Source organism: Brevundimonas sp. Root1279 (assembly GCF_001425945.1).
In the GTDB taxonomy this organism is placed as follows: domain Bacteria; phylum Pseudomonadota; class Alphaproteobacteria; order Caulobacterales; family Caulobacteraceae; genus Brevundimonas.
On record NZ_LMEB01000004.1, the window covers coordinates 70,807 to 93,610 of the forward strand.

At 67.0% G+C, this 22,804-nt stretch carries 24 protein-coding genes and 1 tRNA gene; 19 read left to right on the forward strand and 6 right to left on the reverse strand.

Features of this window, described 5'->3' with window-relative positions:
• Nucleotides 1-37 precede the first annotated feature (37 nt).
• Nucleotides 38-1,093 carry a GGDEF domain-containing protein gene (locus ASC65_RS03075; RefSeq protein ID WP_056449418.1) on the reverse strand — a complete coding sequence of 352 codons (1,056 nt, stop codon included), beginning with the start codon at nucleotides 1,091-1,093 and terminating at the stop codon, nucleotides 38-40.
• A 97-nt stretch (nucleotides 1,094-1,190) separates the two neighbouring features.
• The gene (locus ASC65_RS03080) at nucleotides 1,191-2,834 is read right to left on the reverse strand and encodes a DEAD/DEAH box helicase (RefSeq protein ID WP_056449420.1); all 1,644 of its coding nucleotides are present in this window, start codon (nucleotides 2,832-2,834) and stop codon (nucleotides 1,191-1,193) included.
• 235 nt (nucleotides 2,835-3,069) lie between these two features.
• Here ASC65_RS03080 and ASC65_RS03085 point away from each other — a divergent pair, with 235 nt between their 5' ends.
• On the forward strand, nucleotides 3,070-3,429 hold the full coding sequence (locus ASC65_RS03085; protein WP_056449421.1) for a hypothetical protein: 360 nt from the start codon (nucleotides 3,070-3,072) through the stop codon (nucleotides 3,427-3,429).
• Here ASC65_RS03085 and ASC65_RS03090 read toward each other — a convergent pair.
• The 4 genes from ASC65_RS03090 to ASC65_RS03105 form a co-directional block, all read right to left on the reverse strand.
• Nucleotides 3,426-4,160 (reverse strand): CPBP family glutamic-type intramembrane protease, encoded by a 735-nt coding sequence (locus ASC65_RS03090; RefSeq protein WP_056449422.1) that lies wholly within the window; start codon nucleotides 4,158-4,160, stop codon nucleotides 3,426-3,428. The two genes, ASC65_RS03085 and ASC65_RS03090, sit on opposite strands and share 4 nt — an antisense overlap.
• Nucleotides 4,160-4,912: a hypothetical protein gene (locus tag ASC65_RS03095; protein WP_056449423.1), complete on the reverse strand. Its 753-nt coding sequence runs from the start codon at nucleotides 4,910-4,912 to the stop codon at nucleotides 4,160-4,162. Before ASC65_RS03095 ends, ASC65_RS03090 begins: the two co-directional genes overlap by 1 nt.
• A 202-nt stretch (nucleotides 4,913-5,114) precedes the next feature.
• Nucleotides 5,115-5,191 (reverse strand) — tRNA-Asp (locus ASC65_RS03100).
• Nucleotides 5,192-5,288: 97 nt separating this feature from the next.
• A complete protein-coding gene (locus tag ASC65_RS03105) occupies nucleotides 5,289-6,917 on the reverse strand; it encodes an AbgT family transporter (RefSeq protein ID WP_056449425.1) in 1,629 nt (542 codons plus the stop codon).
• Between the two features lie 210 nt (nucleotides 6,918-7,127).
• Between ASC65_RS03105 and ASC65_RS03110 the strand changes: the two genes are divergently transcribed.
• From ASC65_RS03110 to nuoN, 18 genes are all read left to right on the forward strand, one after another.
• Nucleotides 7,128-7,505, forward strand: coding sequence for an NADH-quinone oxidoreductase subunit A (locus ASC65_RS03110; RefSeq protein WP_056449427.1), 378 nt, complete (start codon nucleotides 7,128-7,130; stop codon nucleotides 7,503-7,505).
• On the forward strand, nucleotides 7,475-8,128 hold the full coding sequence (locus ASC65_RS03115; protein WP_442854113.1) for a NuoB/complex I 20 kDa subunit family protein: 654 nt from the start codon (nucleotides 7,475-7,477) through the stop codon (nucleotides 8,126-8,128). Before ASC65_RS03110 ends, ASC65_RS03115 begins: the two co-directional genes overlap by 31 nt.
• Nucleotides 8,125-8,748, forward strand: a complete 624-nt coding sequence (locus ASC65_RS03120) for an NADH-quinone oxidoreductase subunit C (protein WP_056449431.1) — start codon at nucleotides 8,125-8,127, stop codon at nucleotides 8,746-8,748. Before ASC65_RS03115 ends, ASC65_RS03120 begins: the two co-directional genes overlap by 4 nt.
• Nucleotides 8,748-10,019, forward strand: a complete 1,272-nt coding sequence (locus tag ASC65_RS03125; RefSeq protein ID WP_442854114.1) for an NADH-quinone oxidoreductase subunit D — start codon at nucleotides 8,748-8,750, stop codon at nucleotides 10,017-10,019. Before ASC65_RS03120 ends, ASC65_RS03125 begins: the two co-directional genes overlap by 1 nt.
• Entirely contained in the window at nucleotides 10,016-10,204 is a 189-nt protein-coding gene (locus ASC65_RS03130) for a hypothetical protein (RefSeq protein WP_056449434.1), read from the forward strand. Before ASC65_RS03125 ends, ASC65_RS03130 begins: the two co-directional genes overlap by 4 nt.
• Nucleotides 10,204-10,866 (forward strand): NADH-quinone oxidoreductase subunit NuoE, encoded by a 663-nt coding sequence (gene nuoE / locus ASC65_RS03135; protein WP_056449437.1) that lies wholly within the window; start codon nucleotides 10,204-10,206, stop codon nucleotides 10,864-10,866. Before ASC65_RS03130 ends, nuoE begins: the two co-directional genes overlap by 1 nt.
• Nucleotides 10,863-11,129: a hypothetical protein gene (locus ASC65_RS03140; protein WP_056449439.1), complete on the forward strand. Its 267-nt coding sequence runs from the start codon at nucleotides 10,863-10,865 to the stop codon at nucleotides 11,127-11,129. The genes nuoE and ASC65_RS03140 overlap by 4 nt, the downstream gene beginning before the upstream one ends.
• A gap of 3 nt (nucleotides 11,130-11,132) precedes the next feature.
• Complete coding sequence (nuoF, locus tag ASC65_RS03145) at nucleotides 11,133-12,446, forward strand: NADH-quinone oxidoreductase subunit NuoF (protein ID WP_056449442.1); 1,314 nt, start codon at nucleotides 11,133-11,135, stop codon at nucleotides 12,444-12,446.
• Between the two features lie 2 nt (nucleotides 12,447-12,448).
• The gene (locus ASC65_RS03150) at nucleotides 12,449-12,943 is read left to right on the forward strand and encodes a hypothetical protein (protein WP_056449444.1); all 495 of its coding nucleotides are present in this window, start codon (nucleotides 12,449-12,451) and stop codon (nucleotides 12,941-12,943) included.
• The gene (nuoG, locus tag ASC65_RS03155; protein WP_056449447.1) at nucleotides 12,943-14,988 is read left to right on the forward strand and encodes an NADH-quinone oxidoreductase subunit NuoG; all 2,046 of its coding nucleotides are present in this window, start codon (nucleotides 12,943-12,945) and stop codon (nucleotides 14,986-14,988) included. Before ASC65_RS03150 ends, nuoG begins: the two co-directional genes overlap by 1 nt.
• 6 nt (nucleotides 14,989-14,994) lie before the next feature.
• Nucleotides 14,995-16,059 carry an NADH-quinone oxidoreductase subunit NuoH gene (nuoH, locus tag ASC65_RS03160; RefSeq protein WP_056449450.1) on the forward strand — a complete coding sequence of 355 codons (1,065 nt, stop codon included), beginning with the start codon at nucleotides 14,995-14,997 and terminating at the stop codon, nucleotides 16,057-16,059.
• Nucleotides 16,059-16,283, forward strand: coding sequence for a hypothetical protein (locus ASC65_RS03165; protein ID WP_056449453.1), 225 nt, complete (start codon nucleotides 16,059-16,061; stop codon nucleotides 16,281-16,283). Before nuoH ends, ASC65_RS03165 begins: the two co-directional genes overlap by 1 nt.
• A complete protein-coding gene (gene nuoI / locus ASC65_RS03170; RefSeq protein WP_056449456.1) occupies nucleotides 16,283-16,774 on the forward strand; it encodes an NADH-quinone oxidoreductase subunit NuoI in 492 nt (163 codons plus the stop codon). Before ASC65_RS03165 ends, nuoI begins: the two co-directional genes overlap by 1 nt.
• A gap of 74 nt (nucleotides 16,775-16,848) precedes the next feature.
• Nucleotides 16,849-17,475, forward strand: a complete 627-nt coding sequence (locus ASC65_RS03175) for an NADH-quinone oxidoreductase subunit J (protein WP_056449459.1) — start codon at nucleotides 16,849-16,851, stop codon at nucleotides 17,473-17,475.
• The gene (gene nuoK / locus ASC65_RS03180; RefSeq protein WP_056449462.1) at nucleotides 17,475-17,783 is read left to right on the forward strand and encodes an NADH-quinone oxidoreductase subunit NuoK; all 309 of its coding nucleotides are present in this window, start codon (nucleotides 17,475-17,477) and stop codon (nucleotides 17,781-17,783) included. The genes ASC65_RS03175 and nuoK overlap by 1 nt, the downstream gene beginning before the upstream one ends.
• A gap of 2 nt (nucleotides 17,784-17,785) precedes the next feature.
• Nucleotides 17,786-19,864 (forward strand): NADH-quinone oxidoreductase subunit L, encoded by a 2,079-nt coding sequence (gene nuoL / locus ASC65_RS03185; RefSeq protein WP_056449465.1) that lies wholly within the window; start codon nucleotides 17,786-17,788, stop codon nucleotides 19,862-19,864.
• Nucleotides 19,865-19,875: 11 nt separating this feature from the next.
• Nucleotides 19,876-21,354: an NADH-quinone oxidoreductase subunit M gene (locus tag ASC65_RS03190; protein WP_056450407.1), complete on the forward strand. Its 1,479-nt coding sequence runs from the start codon at nucleotides 19,876-19,878 to the stop codon at nucleotides 21,352-21,354.
• A 7-nt stretch (nucleotides 21,355-21,361) separates the two neighbouring features.
• Nucleotides 21,362-22,801 carry an NADH-quinone oxidoreductase subunit NuoN gene (gene nuoN, locus ASC65_RS03195; RefSeq protein ID WP_056449468.1) on the forward strand — a complete coding sequence of 480 codons (1,440 nt, stop codon included), beginning with the start codon at nucleotides 21,362-21,364 and terminating at the stop codon, nucleotides 22,799-22,801.
• Nucleotides 22,802-22,804 lie beyond the last annotated feature (3 nt).

A 22,804-nucleotide genomic window follows, 5' to 3' on the forward strand; every position in this document is an offset into this window, starting at 1 on the left:
GGCGACTATGGCCGAATCCGGATTCGGGGAAAGGGCCTTAGGCGGCGTCGTCGAGCCAGTCGGCGCAGGTGACCTTGTTCCGGCCCGAGCGCTTGGAGGCGTACAGGGCGGCGTCGGCGCGGCCGAGCAGGCTGGCGGCGGGCTCGCCGCCCCGGCGGTGCGCGAAGCCGATGGAGACGGTGACGGCGCCCAGGTCGTCATTGGTCGAGCGACGGCGCAGGGCGCGTGAGGCGATCTCCTTGCGGATGGTCTCCAGCGACTTCTCGACCTCCGGCAGGCTTTCGCGCGGGAAGATCATGGCGAACTCCTCGCCGCCGTAGCGGGCGGCGATGCGTGGCGTCTGGGCGGCGCGGCTGAGCACGCTGGCGACATATCGGATGACCTGGTCGCCGGTCTGGTGGCCCCAGGTGTCGTTGAAGCGCTTGAAGTGGTCGATATCCAGCACGGCCAGGCTCAGGGCCTCGCCCTTCTGCAGGGCCTTCTCGCAGGCGTCGTCGAGATGCTCGTCGAAGGCCTTGCGGTTGGCCAGGTTGGTCAGGGCGTCGGTCATGGCGTCCAGCCGGACCTGCTCCAGATGCTGGCTGAGGCGGGCGACTTCGCGGGTCGAGGCCTCCAGCTTGACCTCGAGAGCCTGGTTTTCCTGCTGCGCCTTGCGGGTCGCCTCGCTGAGGTCCGAGACGATCGTCTTCAGCGCGTCGGCGTCGTCCGCGCTGTCGAGGCTGCCGGCGGCGCCGGCGAGGGTGCGGCCGTAGGCGGCCTGCGAGCGGTGGGCCTGGGCCACGGCGGCGGAGACGCTGGACAGCTCGCGATCCAGCACGCGGCCGGCGTCGCAGATCTCGTCGGTCAGGCGGCCGCGCATCAGGTATTCAGCGGCCAGCATCTCGGCGGTCGCTTCGGTGAACGGCTCGCTGGCGGCGATCATCCGCTCGATCTCGCGGCCGAGCGCGCTGTCGGGATCGCCGAGGTAGCGAACCCAGAGTTCGAAATTGAGCGGGGTCGGCCAGACGCCGGCCTTCTCCATCGCCTCGATCGCCCGGCGCGCCATGGAATAGGCGTCCGGGCCCCGGAGCGTGGTTTCGACCTGTGCCGTCATGAAGTTCCCCGAGGCAGGCCCCCAGCGACGACGGGAGCCCTTCATCAGAGACGCTAGCGCGGGTTCCGTAACGCCCGGTTAAACGGGCGCGACGGCGTCAGCCCTTGATGCTGACCGGGCGGCGTAGGAAGGCCGGGATATCGGCGTCGCCGAACGGGCGTCCGCGCGAAGGCTGCTGCTCTTCGCCGCCGCGCTCGGAACCTCGATCCGAGCCCCGATCCGAGCCCCGATCCGAGCCCCGATCCGAGCCACGTCCGCCACGGCGATCCGACGACCGGTCCGAAGAACGCTCGCTCGGGCGGGCCTGCGGCGCCGGCTGAGGCGGTTGCGGGGCGGGGGCGGCCTGGACGACGTCCGACGGCGCCTCGGAGGCGGCCTCGACGGTGACCTCCGGCTTCTTGGCGCCGCGACGGCTGCGCGAACGACGACGCGAGCCTCCTTCGGCGGCTTCGGCTTCAGGGGCGGGCGCGGATTCGGCGTCGACGGCGACCGGAGCGGGGTCCGCCTCGATCGGGGTGTCCTCGACGACCGGCTTGGTCGAGCGGCGGCCGCGGGCCGGGCGCTCGCCCTTGTCGGCCACGGGACGCGAGGGGCGGCCGCCCGAGAAGTCGACGCCTTCCAGCACCAGCTCTTGCGGGTCCATCTTGATCAGCTTCAGGACCTTGTCGAGCGCCCGGTCATCGGCCGGGGTGACGATCATGAAGGTCTGGCCCTTGCGGCCGGCGCGGCCGGTGCGGCCGATGCGGTGGACGTAGTCGTCGGCGTGGTGGGCTACGTCGTAGTTGAACACGTGGCTCACGTCCGGGATGTCCAGGCCGCGCGCGGCGACGTCCGAGGCAACCAGGATCTTCAGCGCGCCCGAGCGGAAGTCGGCCAGGGTCTTCATGCGCAGCGACTGGTCGAGGTCGCCATGGATCGGAGCGGCGTCGAAGCCGTGGGTCTTCAGCGACTTGGCGACGATGTCGACTTCCGACTTCCGGTTACAGAAGACGATGCCGTTCTTGACGTCCTCGCGGCCGACCAGGGCCCGCAGCGCGGCGCGCTTGGCCTTCGGATCGGAGGAGGGGATGCGCACCAGGTACTGGGTGATGGTCTCGGCGGTCATGGCCGGACGCGAGGCCTCGACCCGGGTCGGGTCCTTGAGGAACTGCGTGGTCAGGCGGGTGATCTCCGGCGGCATGGTGGCCGAGAAGAACAGGGTCTGACGCTTCGGCGGCGTCAGCTTGAAGATGCGCTCGATGTCCGGGATGAAGCCCATGTCGAGCATGCGGTCGGCTTCGTCGACGACCATGACCTCGACGCCCGTCAGCAGCATCTTGCCGCGTTCGAACAGGTCGAGCAGCCGCCCCGGGGTGGCGATCAGGACGTCCACGCCCTTGTTCAGGGCGGCGACCTGGTCGGCCATCGACACGCCGCCGATCAGCAGCACCCACGAGAGCTTGGTGCCCTTGGCGTATTTCTCGAAGCTGGAGGCGACCTGGTCGGCCAGTTCGCGGGTCGGGGCCAGCACCAGGGCGCGCGGCATCCGGGCGCGGGCGCGGCCTTTCGACAGGCGGTCGATCAGCGGAAGGGTGAAGGCGGCGGTTTTGCCGGTGCCGGTCTGGGCGATGCCGAGCACGTCGCGCCCGGCGAGGGCCACGGGGATCGACTGGGCCTGGATCGGGGTGGCGGTCGTGTAGCCGGTGTCGGCGACCGCTTGCAGGGTCGTGGGCGAAAGGCCCAGCTGGGAAAATTCGGTCATAGGTCCTTGGGACTGGATGAAGGACGCCCGCGCATCGGGTCGTCGTGCGAAGCGCGGAACCGCCCTGTCTCTGGGCGAGCGGGCGGCGCGGATTCGCCAGTCCTGTCCCGAACGTGCCGCGGATATAGAAGCCCCCACGCGAGAGTCAACTATTCATGGAACCATGGTCGTAGGCTTGGCATTTCCTAAACGGTTGTTAATAGTCCGCCCGGGGAAGGGTTGAGGGGCCTATTAAATGCTGCGTACGCTTGCCGTTGCGACCTTTGCGGTCGCCTGTCTCATAGCCGGGCCTGGCAAGGCCGGCATCAACGACGCGTTCGGCAATACGGTCGTTTCCCACTATCCTGACGGCGGCTGGGTGAAACACTGGTTCAACCCGGACGGCAGCTATTCGGCGCATTTCTCGGATGGCCGTCGTCTGTCGGCGCGCTGGGCCATCGATGGCGACCGGATCTGCCTCACCAACATGCGCCCGAACATGCTGATCCCGCGCTTCTGCACCACCATGATCGACGCCGACATCGGCGAGACCTGGCAGTCGCGTGATCCCCTGGGCCGCCGGGTCCGAAACGTGCTCGTCGCGGGCCGCAACTAGGTCGATTGGCCGGCGGCGCCCGCCAGAAGCATCGCGGTCGCGAACAAGGTCCAATCGTTGACGATGTGGGCGATGACCGACGCCCAGAGGTTCTTTGTCGTCAGGTAGGCGCCGAGCAGAACAAGCCGAGCCGTGCCGATGATCACCACCGTCTGGATGATGTGCCATTGGTAGGTCGAGAAATGCATGGCGGCGAACAGGAGCGCGGCGGGCAGCGCCGCAGTCGTCACCGCCGCCCTGCGGTCCAGACCGACGCGCCGCGCGAGCGTCAACACCGCGAGAAAGGGAACGACGGTGACGAGCTCCTCGCCGACGAGTTGGAACGCCGTCTGCCCGAAGAAGGCCGGCAGCTCGGCCAGGCTTAGCGCGCCCAGCGCTTGGTTCACCGGATTTGCGGCTGTCTGAACGAGCCGGGTCACCAGCCAGCCGACGAGGACGGTCACGACCAGGTTGAGGACGGCGAACCCGATCCCGTGGCCGACGTCGCGTCGTGTCGGCTGCGCGAACACCAGGCCGAGCCGCCCCTTGGTCAGGACCGCCAGTCCCAGCAACGAGAGTCCTGTGAACAGGATCGCGCCGGGGAGCGAGCCGCCCTGGCCGAACCAGAGCGGCGCGCAGAACAGGCCGGCCACCCCTCCGGCCACGGCGGCCAGGGCGACTATCCACCGGAGGGTCGACGGCGCGTAAGGACGACCGTCGTAGAACGGGAAGTCCCGGGCGCCCGGCGTCATCAATAGGGATCGATGGACAGCACGTTTCCGGACGCGGTCACCCGGCAGACCGAGCGATAGCTGCCCGTCGCCATGGTCATCTCATACTGGCCGCCGCCCAGATCGCGCACGCCGATCGGCACGCTGGAGCCGTAGGGGCGGCTCTGGAAATCGTCGGCGCGGCGGGCGCATGCGTCCTGGGCCTCCCGCGGCGCTTGGCGGACCCAACGGGAGTTGGAGTTGCGCCGGTTGGTCGCCTCGGCCTCACCGGCGAGATAGCCCTCGTGATAGCCCTCGGTCTCGTGGCGGTCGTCGTAGATGGAGCCGTAGAGGCCGGCCTGGTAGCCGCGCTGGTATTCGCTGTCGTGGTTGCGGTCAGCGTCGTTGTGGCGGTTGTTATGCGCTGCCAGGGCCGCGACCAGGCCGACGAGGGCGACCCCCGCCACGGCGGCGGCGGCAGCGTTGCCGTCCGATCCGCCGCCGCCGCATTCGCTACGGCCTGCCTGGTTGATGGATGCGTAGCGACCGTCGCGCGTCATGATGGCGACGCAGTCATCGCCGCGCTTCCAGTAGGTCAACCGGCCGTCGCCGACGACCTCGCTGCGGCCGGTGGCCTGATAGCCCCTGCTGGTCAGTTCCCCCTCCGCTTGGCCCGCGCGGGCGCCGACGAGGTCGGAAAGGCGGCTCGGCGTCTGTGCGGCCGCCTGGGTCGCGGCCCCGAGCGCCAGGGCGCCGGACAGGAGGAGGGACAGGCAAGGGCGCGCGAACGACATGGGGTGCTCCTGTTGCACTGCGGGATGCAGCACGTCGAAAATCGAAATACCTCAGGGTCGCAAAAGTTCAGCGACTCGCGTCAACGGAGCGGCGACTGCGACGCCGGGTCGCAAACGACAAACGGCCGCCCCGAAGGACGGCCGCTTGGTCGTAAGAAGGTTACTGGGGAAGGGCGGTGCGCCATTCCTTCATCAGAAGGAATGGCGCGAGTGACGGGGCTCGAACCCGCGACCTCCGGCGTGACAGGCCGGCACTCTAACCAACTGAGCTACACCCGCGTTTCCCGGCCGAAGCGCTGGTGCGCCGCGGCGAGGGGCGTCGTTTAGGCGGGGGGGTGGCGCACTGTCAAGCGCGACCCCGCAGGAAAAATTGAGATCATCGTTCGGCGGCCTTCGAAGCCCCCGCTGCGGCGGGTTCCGGTGGAGCTTGAGGGCCCGAAATTCCGCCGTCGACCGGGAACTGGGCGGCGGTTTCCGGGGCCGGCGGCGAATAGTGCACGCCGACGCCCGGCCCCAGCGGCAACTCGAGCGCCACCCAGAGCGCCACCATGGTCAGACCCGCCACCAGGAAGCACCCGGCGTAGGGCAGCATCGTCGACATCAGCGATCCCAGTCCGAATTTCGGGTCCCAGCGCTGGGCGAAGGTCAGAATCAGCGGGAAGTAGCTCATCAGCGGCGTCGCGATGTTGGTGACCGAGTCGCCCATCCGGTAGGCGGCGGTCGTCATCTCCGGGCTGATTCCCAGCAGCATGAACATCGGCACCACGATCGGGGCGAGCGCCGACCACTTGGCTGAGGCGGAGCCGACGAACAGGTCGAAGAAACAGGACACCAGCACCACGCTGATCAGCAGCAGGGGCGTGGGCAGTTCGACCTGCTGGAGTGCGCCGGCGGCGTTGATGGCCAGGATGGGCCCGAGGCCCGACCAGTTGAACATGGCCACGAAGTGGGCCGCGAAGAAGACCAGGACGAGGTAGGGCGCCAACTGCACCAGACCCTCGCGCATCATCCGCACCAGGTCGCGGTGGCTCTTCACGCTGCCCGCGCCTGCGCCGAAGGCCGCGCCCGAGACGAAGAAGGTTATGGCGAAGAAGGCCGCGAGCGAGCGGTAGAGCGGATTGAAGCGCTGCGCCGCCTCGGCCTCGGTGTCGACGAAGGGGGAGACCGGCAGGAGAGTGATCAGGGTCCACAGGCCGATCATGCCGAGCACCGCCAGACCCGCCCAGGCCAGGCCGCGCTTCTCGGCGGCGGTCAGCGGGGTCTTTTCCTCCGTCGTGGCCGGGGACGCGTCGGTCGGGGTCCATTTGCCGAGCCGCGGCTCGATGATCCGGTCCGTGAGGAACCAGACGATGGGCGTGAAGACCATCACGACGCCGACGATGAAGAACCAGTTGCCGGCGATGTTCACCGAGTAGGACGGGTCGATCAGGTGGGCCGCCGGCTCGGTGATGCCCAGGAGTAGGGCGTCCTGGGCCCCAGGCACCAGATTGCCGGCGTATCCGCCGGACACCGCGGCGAATCCGGCCGCCAGGCCCGCCAGCGGATGGCGGCCGGCGGCAGCGAAGATCACCGCCGCAAGGGGGATGACCACGACATAGGCCGCGTCTGAGGCGTGGTGCGAGACCATGCCGGTGATGACCACGACCGGCGTCAGCAGGAATCGGGGTGCGTTGAGCAGGGCCCCCCGGATGGCCGTGGTGAACAGCCCGCTGCGCTCGGCCACCGAGGCCCCGTAGATGATGGTGATGACGATCCCCAGCGGCGGGAAGTCAGCCAGCGTCTTGGGCATGCCGATGAACAGTTGCTCCAGATTCTCGGCCGACAGCAGGCTTTCGGCCCTCAGGGTGTCGCCGGTGACCGGATTGACCGCCGCCCACCCCAGGCCGGCGCCGACCATGCTCAGCACGATCAGCGCGCCGATAAGCCAGAGGAAGAGGAAGACCGGGTCCGGCAGCTTGTTGCCGACGCGTTCGATGACATTGAGAACGCGGGATGCGCCGGCCATGGGCCTTCTCCGGGAAGCTTCAGCAGGAGGCTCGCATGGGAGAGGAGGGGGCCTGTTCAGGCAAGGCTCGGGGCCTGCGACACGCTGTCCGCACAGCTGCGAACCATTCTCAAGAAAAACCTTTCACCGCATGGGTTTGAACCTGTGAGGCTCCCGGTCTAGAAAGCGCCGATTCCGCCCCTCCCACTGTGGCGGACGAGGTCCTTCCGGATGAATGCATTCCTTCTCGAATACCTGCCGATCGTGATCTTTCTCGGGATCGCGGCGGTGCTCGGGCTCGGCTTCATGATCGCCGCCTGGGTGCTGGCCCCCAAGAACCCCGACTCGGAGAAGCTCTCGGCCTACGAGTGCGGCTTCAACGCCTTTGACGATGCGCGGATGAAGTTCGACGTCCGCTTCTACCTGGTGTCGATCCTGTTCATCATCTTCGACCTGGAAGTCGCCTTCCTGTTCCCGTGGGCGGTGTCGATGTTCGACCTGTCGCACGCGGGCATGGTGTTCGCCTTCTGGTCCATGATGGTCTTCCTGGGCGTTCTCACCATCGGCTTTATCTACGAATGGAAGAGGGGCGCGCTCGAATGGCAGTGACGACCAACACGGTCCCGCTGATCGGCGTCGGCAATCAGGGCGCTTCGCCGATCGGGCCTGGCGCTTCGTCGCCGGTCGCCTTCGGACAGGGCGCCCGTTCGATGGTGCAGGGCTATGATCCGGCCATCCACGACAAATTCTTCGAGGCCGTGAACGCCGAGCTCGGCGAGCGGGGCTTCATCACGACGTCGCTCGACGACGTCATCAACTGGGCGCGCACCGGCTCGCTGATGTGGATGACGTTCGGTCTGGCGTGCTGCGCCGTGGAGATGATGCAGGCCTCGATGCCGCGCTTCGACATGGAGCGCTTCGGCATGGCGCCGCGCGCCAGCCCGCGTCAGTCGGACCTGATGATCGTCGCCGGAACCCTGACCAACAAGATGGCTCCGGCGCTCCGTAAAGTATACGACCAGATGCCGGACCCGCGTTACGTGCTTTCGATGGGCTCGTGCGCAAACGGTGGCGGGTACTACCACTATAGTTACAGTGTTGTTCGCGGCTGCGATCGCGTTGTACCTGTGGATGCTTACGTTCCGGGGTGCCCGCCGACGGCTGAGGCGCTGCTTTACGGGCTGCTGCAGCTGCAGAAGAAGATCCGCCGTACGGGGACCATCGACCGATGACCTCTCTGGTGAAGCAACAAGAGTTCGAAGGCCTGCTGACGCCGCTGGGCGCCGAGATGGTCGGGGCGCTGGGCGTCCAGGCTCAGGTGGCGTTCGGCGAGCTGACGCTGATCGCCGAGCGCGACAGCATCGTCGAGGTGCTGACGGCGCTGCGCGACCGTTTCGGCTTCCAGCAGCTTCTGGACGTCTGCGGCGTCGACTTCCCGGATCGTGAAGAGCGGTTCGAGGTTGTCTACCACCTGCTGTCGCTGACCCGGAACGCGCGCCTGCGCGTCAAGGTGACGACGGACGAAGTGAAGCCGGTGCCGAGCGCGGTGTCGGTCTTCCCGTGCGCCGACTGGTTCGAGCGCGAGGCGTTCGACATGTACGGCATGCTGTTCTCGGGCCACCCGGACCTGCGCCGGCTGCTGACCGACTACGGCTTCCAGGGGCATCCGCTGCGCAAGGACTTCCCGATGACCGGCTATGTCGAGGTCCGTTACGACGAGACCGAGAAGCGGGTCGTCTACGAGCCGGTCAAGCTGACCCAGGAGTTCCGCAACTTCGACTTCCTCTCCCCGTGGGAGGGTGCGGAGTATCCGGCCCCGGTCCTGCCGGGCGACGAGAAGGTGAAGGGCTGATGGCCGAAGCTTCCAGCATTCCGGCCCCGATCGGCGCGACCGACGTGTTCGACGACATGCCCCATGACGGCCGGACCGACCACGCGCGCGCCATGGACGACCGCAAGTTCACGATCAATTTCGGCCCGCAGCACCCGGCCGCGCACGGCGTGCTCCGCCTGGTGCTGGAGCTGGACGGCGAGCTGGTCACCCGCGTCGACCCGCACATCGGCCTGCTGCACCGCGGCACCGAGAAGCTGATGGAGGCGCGCACCTACCTCCAGAACGTGCCTTATCTGGATCGCCTCGACTACGTCGCGCCGATGAACCAGGAGCACGCCTTCTGCCTGGCCATCGAGAAGCTGCTGGCGGTCGAGGTCCCGTACCGCGCCCAGCTGATCCGGGTCCTGTACTCGGAAATCGGTCGCATCCTCTCGCACCTGCTGAACGTGACGACCCAGGCCATGGACGTCGGCGCCCTAACGCCGCCGCTCTGGGGCTTCGAGGAGCGCGAGAAGCTGATGGTGTTCTACGAGCGCGCCTGCGGCGCTCGCCTGCACGCCAACTATTTCCGCCCGGGCGGCGTCCATCAGGACCTGCCCTCGGACCTGATCGACGACATCGGCCGCTGGTGCGCCGAGTTCCCGGCGGCGCTGAAGGACATCGAGTCCCTCGTCACCGAGAACCGCATCTTCAAGCAGCGCAACGTCGACATCGGCGTGGTCACCAAACAGCAGGCGCTGGAGTGGGGCTTCACCGGCGTGATGATCCGCGGCTCGGACATCGCCTGGGACCTGCGCAAGTCGCAGCCGTACGAGTGCTATGCGGACCTCGAGTTCGATGTGCCGGTCGGCAAGAACGGCGACTGCTGGGACCGCTACCTCTGCCGCATCGAGGAGATGAAGCAGTCGGTGCGGATCATGGAGCAGTGCATCCACAAGCTGCGCAACTGCCCCGGCGAGCCGGTGATGATCGAGGACAACAAGATCGTTCCGCCGCGCCGCGGTGAGATGAAGCGGTCGATGGAGTCCCTGATCCACCACTTCAAGCTCTACACCGAAGGCTTCAAGACGCCCGAGGGCGAGGTCTACGCCTCGGTCGAAGCGCCCAAGGGCGAGTTCGGCATCTATCTGGTGTCCGACGGCACCAACAAGCCGTATCGCGTGAAGATCTCGGCGCCGGGCTTCCGCTCGCTGCAGGCGATGGACTGGATGAACCGCGGCCACATGCTGGCCGACGTGTCGGCCATCCTCGGCTCGCTCGACATCGTGTTCGGGGAGGTCGATCGATGAGCGACAAGCCCCTGAGCGATCTGGTCCGGCAAGGCTGGCAGGTCGTCAACTACGCGGTCAACGACGCCGGCGGGACGGCGGTCTACCACAACATCCTGGTCACGCGGCAGGGTCAGCACAAGCTGCTGACGATCCGCAAGAAGATGGTCGGCGAAGGCGTCGTCGTCTCGGAATTGGAAGTCTGATGTCTGTTCGTCGCCTCGCCAAGGAACAGCCTGCCTCGTTCGCCTTCTCGAAGGCGACCAAGGCCAAGGCCGACTGGTGGATCGCCAAATATCCCGAGAACCGTCGTCAGTCGGCGGTGATCCCGATCCTGTGGCTGGTCCAGAAGCAGGAGGGCTGGGTCTCGGAGCCCGCCATCCGCGCCATCGGCGAGCTGCTGGGCATGCCCTTCATCCGGGTGCTCGAGGTCGCGACCTTCTACACCATGTTCATGCTCGAGCCGGTCGGTAAGAGCGCGCTGATCCAGATCTGCGGCACGACGCCGTGCATGCTGCGCGGCGCCAACGAGCTGATGAAGGTCTGCAAGGACAAGATCGGTCCGAAGGACACGCTGTCCGCCGACGGTCGCTTCACCTGGCAGGAAGTCGAATGCCTGGGCGCCTGCGCCAATGCGCCGATGGCCCAGATCAACGACTACTATTTCGAAGATCTGACGCCGGAGACGATCGGCCAGATCATCGACGACTTCGCCGCCGGCAAGAAGCCCAAGCCGGGGTCGCGCGTGGGCCGCAAGAGCTCGGAGCCGGAAGGCGGGGCCCTGACCCTGACCGATCCGAAGCTTTACGACGGCTCGGCGGCCAAGAAGATCAAGAAGCTCCCGAACAGCGATCCGGTCCCGGCATGACGCGGCCGGACCTGTCAGATGAGGCGGCGATCGCCAAGTACCGCGCCGAGCTGCGCGCGGTCGCGCGCGCCCCGCGGCTGGCGGGTTTCGCCTTCGTCATCCTGGGCGCCATCGCCGTCTGGGGCTCGAACGTCCTGGGCGCGGCCGGTCAGGTCGTGCTCTGGATCGGCTACGCCGCGCTGGCGGTCGGTTGGGCGCTGATGCTCGCCGCCATCTTCATGCGCACTCGCTATCACCGCCGCCGCATGGCGGAGCTGGACTGAATCATGGTCGGAATCCTCCAAGACAAGGATCGCATCTTCACCAACCTCTACGGCCTCCAGGATTGGACGCTGGACGGGGCGAAGAAGCGCGGCGCGTGGAACGCCACCAAGGACATGCTCGACCTCGGTCGGGACTGGATCATCACCAACGTCAAGAACTCGGGCCTGCGCGGACGCGGCGGCGCCGGCTTCTCGACCGGCCTGAAGTGGTCCTTCATGCCCAAGGAAGTGAAGGACCGTCCTCACTACCTGGTGGTCAACGCTGACGAATCCGAACCCGGCACCGCCAAGGACCGGGAGATCATGCGCCACGATCCGCAGCTGCTGATCGAGGGCTGCCTGATCGCCTCCTTCGCGATGCAGGCGCACGCCTGCTACATCTACCTGCGCGGCGAGTACGTGCTGGAGCGCGAGCGCATGGAGGCCGCCGTCAAGGAGGCCTACGAGGCCCGCCTGATCGGCAAGAACAACGTCCACGGCTGGGACTTCGACGTCTACATCCACCACGGCGCCGGCGCTTACATCTGTGGCGAAGAGACGGCCCTGCTGGAGAGCCTGGAAGGCAAGAAGGGCCAGCCGCGCCTGAAGCCGCCGTTCCCGGCCGGCGCGGGCCTCTACGGCTGCCCGACCACGGTCAACAACGTCGAGTCGATCGCCGTCGTCGGCACCATCCTGCGTCGCGGCGCCGAGTGGTTCGCCGGCTTCGGCCGTCCGAACAACACGGGCACCAAGCTGATGACCATCAGCGGCCACGTGAACCGGCCGTGCAACGTCGAAGAGGCGATGTCGATCCCGCTGAAGCAACTGCTCGAAGAGCACTGCGGCGGCGTGCGCGGCGGCTGGGACAATCTGAAGGCCGTCATCCCGGGCGGTTCGTCGGTACCCCTGATCACCCGCGAGATGTCCGAAACGGCGCTGATGGACTTCGACAGCCTGCGCGAAATGCGCTCGGGCCTCGGCACCGCGGCGGTCATCGTCATGGACAACTCCACCGACCTGGTGAAGGCGATCGCCCGCATCTCGTACTTCTACAAGCATGAGAGCTGCGGCCAGTGCACGCCCTGCCGTGAGGGCACCGGCTGGATGTGGCGCGTGCTCGAGCGCATGTCGATCGGCGAGGCCGACCCGTCGGAAATCGACCTGCTGCTGGACGTCGCCGGCCAGGTCGAAGGCCACACCATCTGCGCCCTCGGCGACGCCGCGGCGTGGCCTGTGCAGGGCCTGATCCGTCACTTCCGCCACGAGATCGAAGAACGGATCTCCAACTATCGCAGCCGCCGCGCGAACTTCGCCGGCCACGCGATCGCGGCGGAGTAGGCATGCGCGCTTCCGCCGTCATCGCACTGACCGCTCTGACGCTCACCGCTTGCGGCGAGCGCTCGGAGACGGCTGCGCCGGCGGCGAAGGCGGCTCCCGAGGCGAAGGCCGCTGCCGCTGTCGCCCCGGCCGCGCCGGTCGTACTGACCGCCGCCGAACTGCGCCGCGTCTGCCGCGCGGGCCTGGCGGCGATCCACGGCCAGACCCTGTCGGCCATTTCGATCGACGGGCTGGAAGGCCCGGTCGTCAACGCCTCGTGGCGCGCGCCGGTCGACGGCGGGCGGATGCGGGCGCAGTGCCGCGTCGACGGCGATGTGGTCACCTGGAAGGCCGTCGATCGGCCGACCCCCGAAGAAAACCGCTGGATGAACCAGTCCGGCGATCCTGTGGTGCGCTTCGTCCTTGACGGCGACGCCATCACCATCAACACGACGCTCCCCGATGGAGCGACCGCGACGGAACAGTATTCCGTCTCGGCTGAGCAAGAGGCCCGCTGATGCCCGTCGCCAAGGTCAACGGCGTAGAAGTCGAATTCGAGCCCGGCATGACCGTGCTCCAGGTCGCCGAAAAGGCCGGCCATGAAATTCCGCGCTTCTGCTACCACGAGCGTCTGTCGATCGCCGGCAACTGCCGGATGTGTCTGGTCGAGGTGAAGCCCGGACCGCCGAAGCCGCAGGCTTCGTGCGCCCTCCCGGCCGCCGAGGGCCAGGAGATCTTCACCGACACGCCGATGGTCAAGAAGGCCCGCGAAGGGGTGATGGAGTTCCTGCTCATCAATCACCCGCTGGACTGCCCGATCTGCGATCAGGGCGGCGAGTGCGACCTGCAGGACCAGGCCGTCGGCTACGGCCGCGACGGCTCGCGCTATGCCGAGAACAAGCGCGCGGTCGAAGAAAAGAACATGGGCCCGACCGTGAAGACGTTCATGACGCGGTGCATCCAGTGCACCCGTTGCGTCCGCTTCATCACCGAGGTCGCCGGCGTGCCGGACATCGGCATGATCTCGCGTGGCGAGGACGCCGAGATCACGACCTACCTCGAGAAGAACATCGACTCCGAGCTGTCGGGCAACGTCAACGACCTCTGCCCGGTCGGCGCCCTGACGCACCGTCCGTGGCAGTACCACTACCGCCCGTGGGAGCTGAAGAAGACCGAGACCATCGACGTCATGGACGCCCTGGGCTCGAACATCCGCGCCGACGCCAAGGGCGCCGAGGTGATGCGCATCCTTCCGCGCGTCAACGAGGGCATCAACGAGGAGTGGCTGTCGGACATCAGCCGCTACGCCGTCGACGGCCTGCAGCGCCAGCGCCTCGATCGACCGTACGTCCGTGAGGACGGCCGACTGCGCGCCGCTTCGTGGGAAGAGGCCCTGACCGTCGTCGCCGACAAGCTGAAGGCCGCCAGCGCCGACAAGATCGGCGTGATCGCCGGCGACCTGCAGGACGCCGAGTCGATGAAGGCGACGCTCGACCTGTTCCGCGCGCTGGGCTCGGCCAACACCGACTGCCGCCAGGACGGCGCTGTCCTGGGCTACGGCCCTCGTGAAGGCTGGCTGTTCAACTCCGGCCTGCAAGGCATTGAAAACGCGGACGCCGTCCTGATCGTCGGGGCCAACCCGCGCACCGAGGCGCCGCTGCTGAATGCGCGCCTGCGCAAGACCTGGCTGGCGGGCAAGGCCGAGATCGGCCTGATCGGCGAGCAGGTCGCCCTGACGTACGACTACGCCTACCTCGGCGCCGGTACGAAGACCCTGGCCAAGCTGCCGAAGGCGGCGATGGACTTCCTGACCAAGGCCGAACGTCCGGCGATCATCGTCGGCTCGGCGGCTCTGGCCGGTGAGAACGGCGCGGCCGTGCTCAACGCTCTCGGCGCCCTGGCCAAGAAGGTCGGCGTCGTCGCTGACGGCTGGAACGGCTTCAACGTCCTGCACTCGGCCGCCGCGCGCGTGGGCGGCCTGGACATGGGCTTCGTCCCGGGCGAGGGCGGCCTGAGCGCTGCCGAAATGACCCAGAAGGGTGCGCTCGACGTGCTGTTCCTGCTCGGCGCCGACGAGATCGACGCCTCGGCCTCGAAGGCTTTCAAGGTCTATCTGGGCAGTCACGGCGACCGCGGCGCGCAAGGCGCCGACGTCATCCTGCCGGGCGCCGCCTACACCGAGAAGTCGGGCCTGTACGTCAACACCGAGGGCCGGGTTCAGCTGGCGGACCGCGTGGTCTTCCCGAAGGGCCAGGCCAAGGAAGACTGGGCCGTGCTGCGCGCCCTGTCGGCGATGGTCGGCCAGACCCTGCCGTACGATACCCTCGACGCCCTGCGTTCGAAGCTGATGGCCGATCATCCGACCTTCGGCCGCGTCGATTACCTGCCGGCTCCGGCGTCGTTCGACGTCGCCGCCCTCGGCAAGAAGGGCGACCTGGGCGATGTGGCCTTCGGCTCGGCCGTCCGCGACCCCTACCTGAACAACCCGATCGCGCGCGCCAGCGTGACCATGGCCGAGCTGTCCGCCATCCGGACGGCTCCGGTCGCGATGGCTGCGGAGTAAGGCCCCATGGACTTCTGGACCACTCCTCTCGGCTGGACCCTCGCCACGGCGGGCGGCATCCTGCTCGTCACCGTCGGGATCCTGATCTCGCTGGCCTTCCTGCTGCTGGCCGACCGCAAGATCTGGGCGGGCGTGCAGATGCGCAAAGGCCCCAACGTCGTCGGCCCCTTCGGCCTGCTGCAGTCGTTCGCCGACTTCTTCAAATTCGTCCTGAAGGAAATCGTCGTCCCGGCCGGCTCGGACAAGGTCGTCTTCCTGCTGGCGCCGCTGCTGACCTTCATCCTGGCCTTCGTCGCCTGGGCGGCCATTCCGTTCGCGCCGGGCTGGGTCATCTCCGACCTGAACGTCGGCATCCTGTACATCTTCGCGATCAGCTCGCTGGGCGTGTACGGCATCATAATGGGCGGCTGGGCTTCGAACTCGAAGTATCCGTTCCTCGGTTCGCTCCGCTCGGCGGCGCAGATGGTGTCCTACGAGGTCTCGATCGGCCTGGTGATCATCAACGTGATCCTGCTGGCCGGCACGATGAACCTGACCCAGATCGTGACCCAGCAGACCGGCTGGTTCTGGAACTGGTTCGCCTTCGGCGGCGGCATCGCCACCCTGCCGACCATCATCGTCATGTTCCCGATGGCGATCGTCTTCTTCGTCTCGGCCCTGGCTGAGACCAACCGCCCGCCGTTCGACCTGCCGGAAGCGGAGTCGGAGCTCGTGGCCGGTTATCAGGTCGAGTACTCCTCGACCCCGTACCTGCTGTTCATGATCGGCGAGTACGCCAACATCGTCTTCATGTGCGCCATGATCAGCCTGCTGTTCTTCGGCGGCTGGAATCCGGGCTTCCCGACCGACTTCCTGCAGTCCTGGCCGGAATTCCTGGCCAACCTGTTCTACTTCTTCGTGTTCTTCACCAAGATCGTCTTCTGGTTCTGCATGATCGCGCTGGTGAAGGCCTTCGTGCCCCGCTACCGCTACGACCAGCTGATGCGCCTGGGCTGGAAGATCTTCCTGCCGACGTCGCTGGTCGCTGTCGTCGTCGTCGCCGCCTGGCGCGTCTTCGGGGTGGGCGCCTGATGAACCGCCCGCTCGCCCTCATCCTGCTGCTGGCCGCCGCTTCGACGAGCGCCTGCACGGTGCCGTCCTATGAGGCCGAGCCCACCTCGGTGTATCAGTGGCAGCGCCGGCAGGACGCGATCGAGCGTCAGTACAACGAACGTGTGCGCCTGTGCGCCAACACCAAGGAAGACGACCCGCGCAAGGAAGAGAATTGCCGCGGCGTCACCGGAGCGAAACAGTAATGTTGAACCGCATCGTCCAGGCCGCGAAGGGCGCACTCCTGATCGACGCCGTCGGCGCGATCGGGCTGTCGCTGAAATACATGGCCAAGCCGAAGGCCACGGTGAACTATCCGTTCGAGCGCAACCCGCAGTCGCCGCGCTTCCGCGGCGAGCACGCGCTGCGCCGCTATGCCAACGGCGAAGAGCGCTGCATCGCCTGCAAGCTGTGCGAAGCGATCTGCCCGGCCCAGGCCATCACCATCGAGGCCGAACCGCGCGCCGACGGCAGCCGCCGCACGACCCGCTACGACATCGACATGGTGAAATGCATCTACTGCGGCCTGTGCCAGGAGGCCTGCCCGGTGGACGCGATCGTCGAGGGACCGAACTCGGAGTTCACCACCGAGACCCGCGAAGAACTGCTCTACGACAAGGATCGACTGCTCGCGAACGGCGACCGCTGGGAGCGGCTGATCGCGAAGAATCTGGAACTCGACGCGCCTTACCGCTAAGGCGCAACCGCTGAACGGGGAGGGCGATTCCGGACGGGATCGCCGCCCATAACCGAAAGGGGCTCGCGCCTCCGATGTTGCAAGGCATTGCCTTCTATCTCCTCGCGGCGGTTGCCGTGGCGGGCGGCCTGATGGTCGTCACCGCCCGCAACCCCGTGCACAGCGTGCTGTGGCTGATCCTGTCGTTCTTCTCGTCGGCGGGGCTGTTCGTCCTGTTGGGGGCGGAGTTCCTGGCGATGCTGCTCGTCGTCGTCTACGTGGGCGCCGTCGCGGTGCTGTTCCTGTTCGTCGTCATGATGCTGGACGTCGACTTCGTCCGGCTGCGCGAAGGGTTCGCGCGATACCTGCCGCTGGCGGTGATCGTGGCGGGCATCCTGCTGGCCGAGATGGTCATGGTTTCGCTCGTGGTCGCCAGCAACGGCGCGGCCGCGAACGCCACGGCTCCGGCGGCGCCGCTGGCTGAGGCCAGCAACGTCGAGGCCATCGGGCGCGTGCTCTACACGGACTACGTCTACTTCTTCCAGGCGGCCGGCATCGTCCTGCTGATCGCCATGATCGGCGCCATCGTCCTGACGCTGCGCCACAAGCCGCACGTCAAGCGCCAGGACGTCGCCCGCCAGGTCGGCCGCGACGCCAAGAAGGCCATGGAAGTGAAGTCGGTCACGACCGGCGCGGGCGTCACCCCGGAGGATCTGGTCTGATGGTCGTCACCCTGCAGCACTATCTGGCGGTCGCCGCCATCCTGTTCACCATCGGCGTCTTCGGCATCTTCGTGAACCGCAAGAACGTCATCATCATCCTGATGTCGATCGAGCTGATCCTGCTCGCGGTGAACATCAATTTCGTCGCCTTCTCGGCCTATCTGAACGACGTGTCCGGGCAGATCATGGCCATGTTCGTCCTGACCGTCGCCGCCGCTGAAGCGGCCGTCGGCCTGGCCATCCTGGTGACCTTCTTCCGCAACCGCGGCGACATCGCCGTGGACGACGCCTCGGTCATGAAGGGCTGATCGTGAACCTCGAGCTCCTTGTCACTCTCGGTGTCTTCGCGCCCCTGCTGGGCGCCGCGATCGCCGGCCTGAGCGGCCGCCGCATCGGCGACGTCGCCTCGCAGGCGGTCACCACCGGGCTGCTGTTCTTCTCGTGCGCCGTCGCCTGGACGGTGTTCAGCCAGTGGACCTGGGGCGGCCTCGAGCCGTTCACCGTCCACGTCGCGCCCTTCATCAACGTCGGCGACTTCCAGTCGAGTTGGTCGATCCGGATCGACGCCCTGTCGGCGGTCATGCTGGTGGTGGTGACGTCCGTGTCGTCGCTCGTGCACCTGTATTCCTGGGGCTACATGGCCGAGGACCCGGACAAGCCGCGGTTCTTCGCCTACCTGTCGCTGTTCACCTTCGCCATGCTGGCGCTGGTCACCGCCGCCGACTTCATGCAGCTGTTCTTCGGCTGGGAAGGCGTGGGCCTGGCGTCCTATCTTCTGATCGGCTTCTGGTACAAGAAGGCGACCGCCTCGGCCGCCGCCATCAAGGCCTTCGTGGTCAACCGCGTCGGCGACTTCGGCTTCGCCCTGGGCATCTTCACCATCTTCTGGATGTTCGGCACGATCCAGTTCGCCGAGCTGTTCCCGATGATCGCCTCGCGTGAAGCGACCGGCTGGGACTTCCTGGGCCATACCTGGTCGGCGCTCGACCTGGCCGCCTTCCTGCTGTTCATCGGCGCCATGGGCAAGTCGGCCCAGTTCTTCCTGCACACCTGGCTTCCGGACGCCATGGAGGGCCCGACCCCGGTGTCGGCCCTGATCCACGCGGCGACCATGGTCACCGCCGGCGTCTACATGGTCTGCCTGCTGAGCCCGATCTTCGAATACGCGCCGATCGCCGGCCAGATCGTCGCCGTCATCGGCGCCGTCACGGCCCTGTTCGCCGCGACCGTCGGCCTGGCCCAGAACGACATCAAGCGGGTCATCGCCTATTCGACCTGTTCGCAGCTCGGCTACATGTTCTTCGCGGCCGGCGTGGGCGCCTATGAGGCGGCCATGTTCCACCTGTTCACCCACGCCTTCTTCAAGGCGCTGCTGTTCCTGGGCGCCGGCTCGGTGATTCACGGCATGCACCACGAGCAGGACATGCGGAACATGGGCGGCCTGGCCAAGCTGCTGCCCATCACCTACGCGGTGATGACCATCGGCACGATCGCCATCACCGGCCTCGGCATCCCCGAGATCGGCGGCTTCGCCGGCTTCTATTCGAAGGACGCGATCATCGAGAGCGCCTATGCGGCCGCGGCCTCGGGCCACTCGCCGATCGGCCTGTTCGCCTTCTTCGTCGGCATCCTCGCCGCCGGCCTGACCGCCTACTATTCGTGGCGACTGGTGTTCATGACCTTCCACAACAAGCCCGTCTGGAAGGACGCCGACCACCACGCGCACGGCGACAACGGCCACCACGACGATCACTCGTCGCACGCCCAGCTCGAAACCCACTCGGAGCCGATCGCCGGCGACGACCACCACCATGGCCCGCTGCAGCCGCATGAGAGCCCTTGGGTGATGCTGCTGCCTCTGCTGGTCCTGTCGATCGGCGCCGTCGCGGCCGGCTTCGTCTTCGCGCCGTACTTCATCGGCCATCACGAGGGCGAGTTCTGGCGCGCCGCCATCTTCTCGGGCCCGCACAACCACGTCCTTCACGACGCCCACGAGGTTCCGACCTGGGTGAAGTGGTCGCCGCTGGTCATGACCGTGTTCGGCAGCCTGTTCGCCTTCTGGCTCTATGTCCTCAAGGAGGGCATGGCGCGCCGGATGGCCGATCGTGGCGGCGTGGTCCACGCCTTCCTCTACAACAAGTGGTACTTCGACGAGCTCTATGACGCGGTCTTCGTCCGCGGCGCCAAGGCCATCGGCGACCTGTTCTGGAAGGTCGGCGACGTGAAGATCATCGACGGCTTCGGCCCGAACGGCGCGGCCTGGGCCTCGCTGAAATCCGCGGCTCGCCTGGCCAAGATCCAGTCCGGCTATGTCTATCACTATGCGTTCGTGATGCTGCTCGGCGTGGCCGGCTTCCTCGCCTACGCCATCTATGCGTGGGGAGCCTGATCTTGCCCCAGATCCCCTTCATCCTGAGCGTCGTCACCTTCCTGCCGCTGGTCGGCGCGGGGCTGATCCTGCTGGCCCGTCTGCTGAACAAGGGTTCGGCCGACAACGCCGCGCGCTGGATCGCCCTGGGTACGACCCTCGTCACCCTGGTCGTCTCGGTCGTCCTGGTCGGCTCGTTCGACCACACCAGCTCGGCCTATCAGTTCGTCGAACGCTATGAGTGGTTCGCCGGCGCCCAGTATTTCCTGGGCGTGGACGGGGTCTCGATCCTGTTCGTCCTGCTGACCGCCTTCCTGATGCCGCTGTGCATTCTGGCCAGCTGGACCACGATCAAGGACCGCGTCGTCGACTACATGATCGCCTTCCTGGTGCTGCAGACGCTGGTCATCGGCGTCTTCACGGCGCTGGACCTGTTCCTGTTCTACATCTTCTTCGAAGGCACCCTGGTGCCGATGTTCATCATCATCGGGGTGTGGGGCGGGGCGAACCGCATCTATGCGGCGTACAAATTCTTCCTCTACACCCTGCTCGGGTCGGTGCTGATGCTCCTGGCCATGCTGTGGATGGCGCACACCGCCGACACCACCAGCATTCCGGCGCTCAAGGAATTCCCGTTCCCGGTCGAGGCCCAACCGCTGCTCTGGCTCGCCTTCTTCGCCTCGTTCGCGGTGAAGATGCCGATGTGGCCGGTGCACACCTGGCTGCCCGACGCCCACGTGCAGGCCCCGACGGCGGGCTCGGTCATCCTGGCCGGCATCCTGCTGAAGCTGGGCGGATACGGGTTCATCCTGTTCAACCTGCCGATGTTCCCGCAGGCGTCCGAGATGTTCGCCCCGCTGGTCTTCACCCTGTCGGCGATCGCCATCGTCTACACCTCGCTGGTCGCCTTCCGTCAGACCGACATCAAGAAGCTGATCGCCTATTCGTCGGTCGCCCACATGGGCTTCGTGACCATGGGCATCTTCGCCGGCAACGATCAGGGCGTGCAGGGCGCCGTCTTCCAGATGCTGAGCCACGGCCTGATCTCGGGCGCGCTCTTCCTCTGCGTCGGCGTGGTCTACGACCGCATGCACACCCGCGAGATCGCCTTCTACGGCGGCCTGACGTCGAAGATGCCGTGGTTCGCCGCCATCTTCCTGATGTTCACCATGGCCAACGTCGGCCTGCCGGGCACCTCGGGCTTCATCGGCGAGATCCTGACCATGACCGGCATCTATGAGGTGTCGACCTGGACGGCGCTGTTCGCGGCCTCGGGCGTAATCTTCTCGGCGGTCTACGCCCTGACGCTGTACCGCAACGTCATGTTCGGCGAGATCACCAACCCGGCGCTGAAGACCATCACGGACATCGACAAGCGCGAGCTGCTGATCTTCGTGCCGCTGATCGTCGGCACCATCTGGCTGGGCGTCCAGCCGGATGTGGTGCTGAACTACACCGCCGCCTCGGTCGAGGCCCTGACGACCACCTATCGCGCCGCGATCGGCGGGTGAGACCCTGATGCCTGATCTGATCACAGCTCTTCATCTCTCGGCTCCGGAAGCGACCCTCGCCGTCGGCGGCCTGGTTCTGCTCATGGTCGGCGCCTTCGGCGGCAGCGCCCGCGTGGTGTCTATCCTTTCGGCCCTGCTGCTGGTCGCCGCCACGGCCATCGCCGTCACCGGCCCGCTGGGGCAGGCCTTCAACGGCGCCTATGTCGCGGACCCGCTGGCCGTCTATGGCAAGGCGCTGATCTTCCTCGCCGGTGCGGTGGCCATCGTGCTGGGCGACGGCTGGATGCACCGCAACCGCATCGAGCGCTTCGAATATCCGATCCTGATCGTGCTGGCCTCCGCCGGCATGGGCATGATGGCCTCGTCGGGCGACCTGATCTCGCTCTACGTCGGCATCGAGCTGCACTCGCTGGCGCTCTACGTCCTGGCCGCCTTCCACCGCGACGACCTGAAGGCCTCGGAAGCGGGCCTGAAGTATTTCGTCCTCGGCGCCCTGTCGTCGGGCCTGCTGCTGTACGGCGCCAGCCTGATCTACGGCTTCGCCGGCTCGATGCGCTTCGAGGACATCGCCGCCTTCGCCGCCGCCAACCCGTCGACCGGCCTGATCTTCGGCCTGGTGTTCCTGATCTGCGGCCTGGCCTTCAAGATCTCGGCCGCGCCGTTCCACATGTGGACCCCGGACGTCTATGAAGGCGCCCCGACCCCCGTCGTCGCCCTGTTCGCCACGGCCCCCAAGGTCGCCGCCATGGTGCTGATCGCCCGCACCCTGGAAGGCGCCTTCGCCGGCTCGCACGACCAGTGGGCCCAGGTCCTGGTTATGATCTCGCTGATCAGCTTCGCCGTCGGCGCCTTCGGCGGCCTGGCCCAGAAAGACATCCAGCGCCTGCTCGCCTATTCGTCGATCGCCAACATCGGCTACGCCCTGCTCGGCATCGTCGCCGGCACCACGGTCGGCATCCAGGCCATGCTGCTGTTCATGACCCTGTACGTCATCGACCAGATCGGCTTCTTCGCCATCCTGCTGTCGCTGAGCCGCAACGGCCGTCCGATCCGCCGCATCCAGGACCTCGCCGGCCTTCGCAAGGATCGTCCGGTGACCACCCTGGCCCTGACCGTGCTGTCGCTGTCGGTGCTTGGCATGCCGCCGCTGTCGGGCTTCTGGGGCAAGTGGGCCGTCTTCGGCGCCGCCGCCGATGCGGGCTACTGGCAGGTCGGCGCAGCCGGCCTGGTCGCCTCGGTCGTGGCCGGCTTCTACTATCTGCGCATCATCAAGGTGATGTGGTTCGACCCGGCCCCGGAAGGGACGGCGGCCACGGACAAGGCGCCGATCGAAGCCAAGACCATCGCCTGGGCGTCGGCGGTCTTCTGCTTCCCGCTGGTGATGGTTGCGCTGACCTGGCTCGAGCCGCTCAGCAAGGCCGCCGCCCAGGGCTTCGGAGTCCAATAGGGC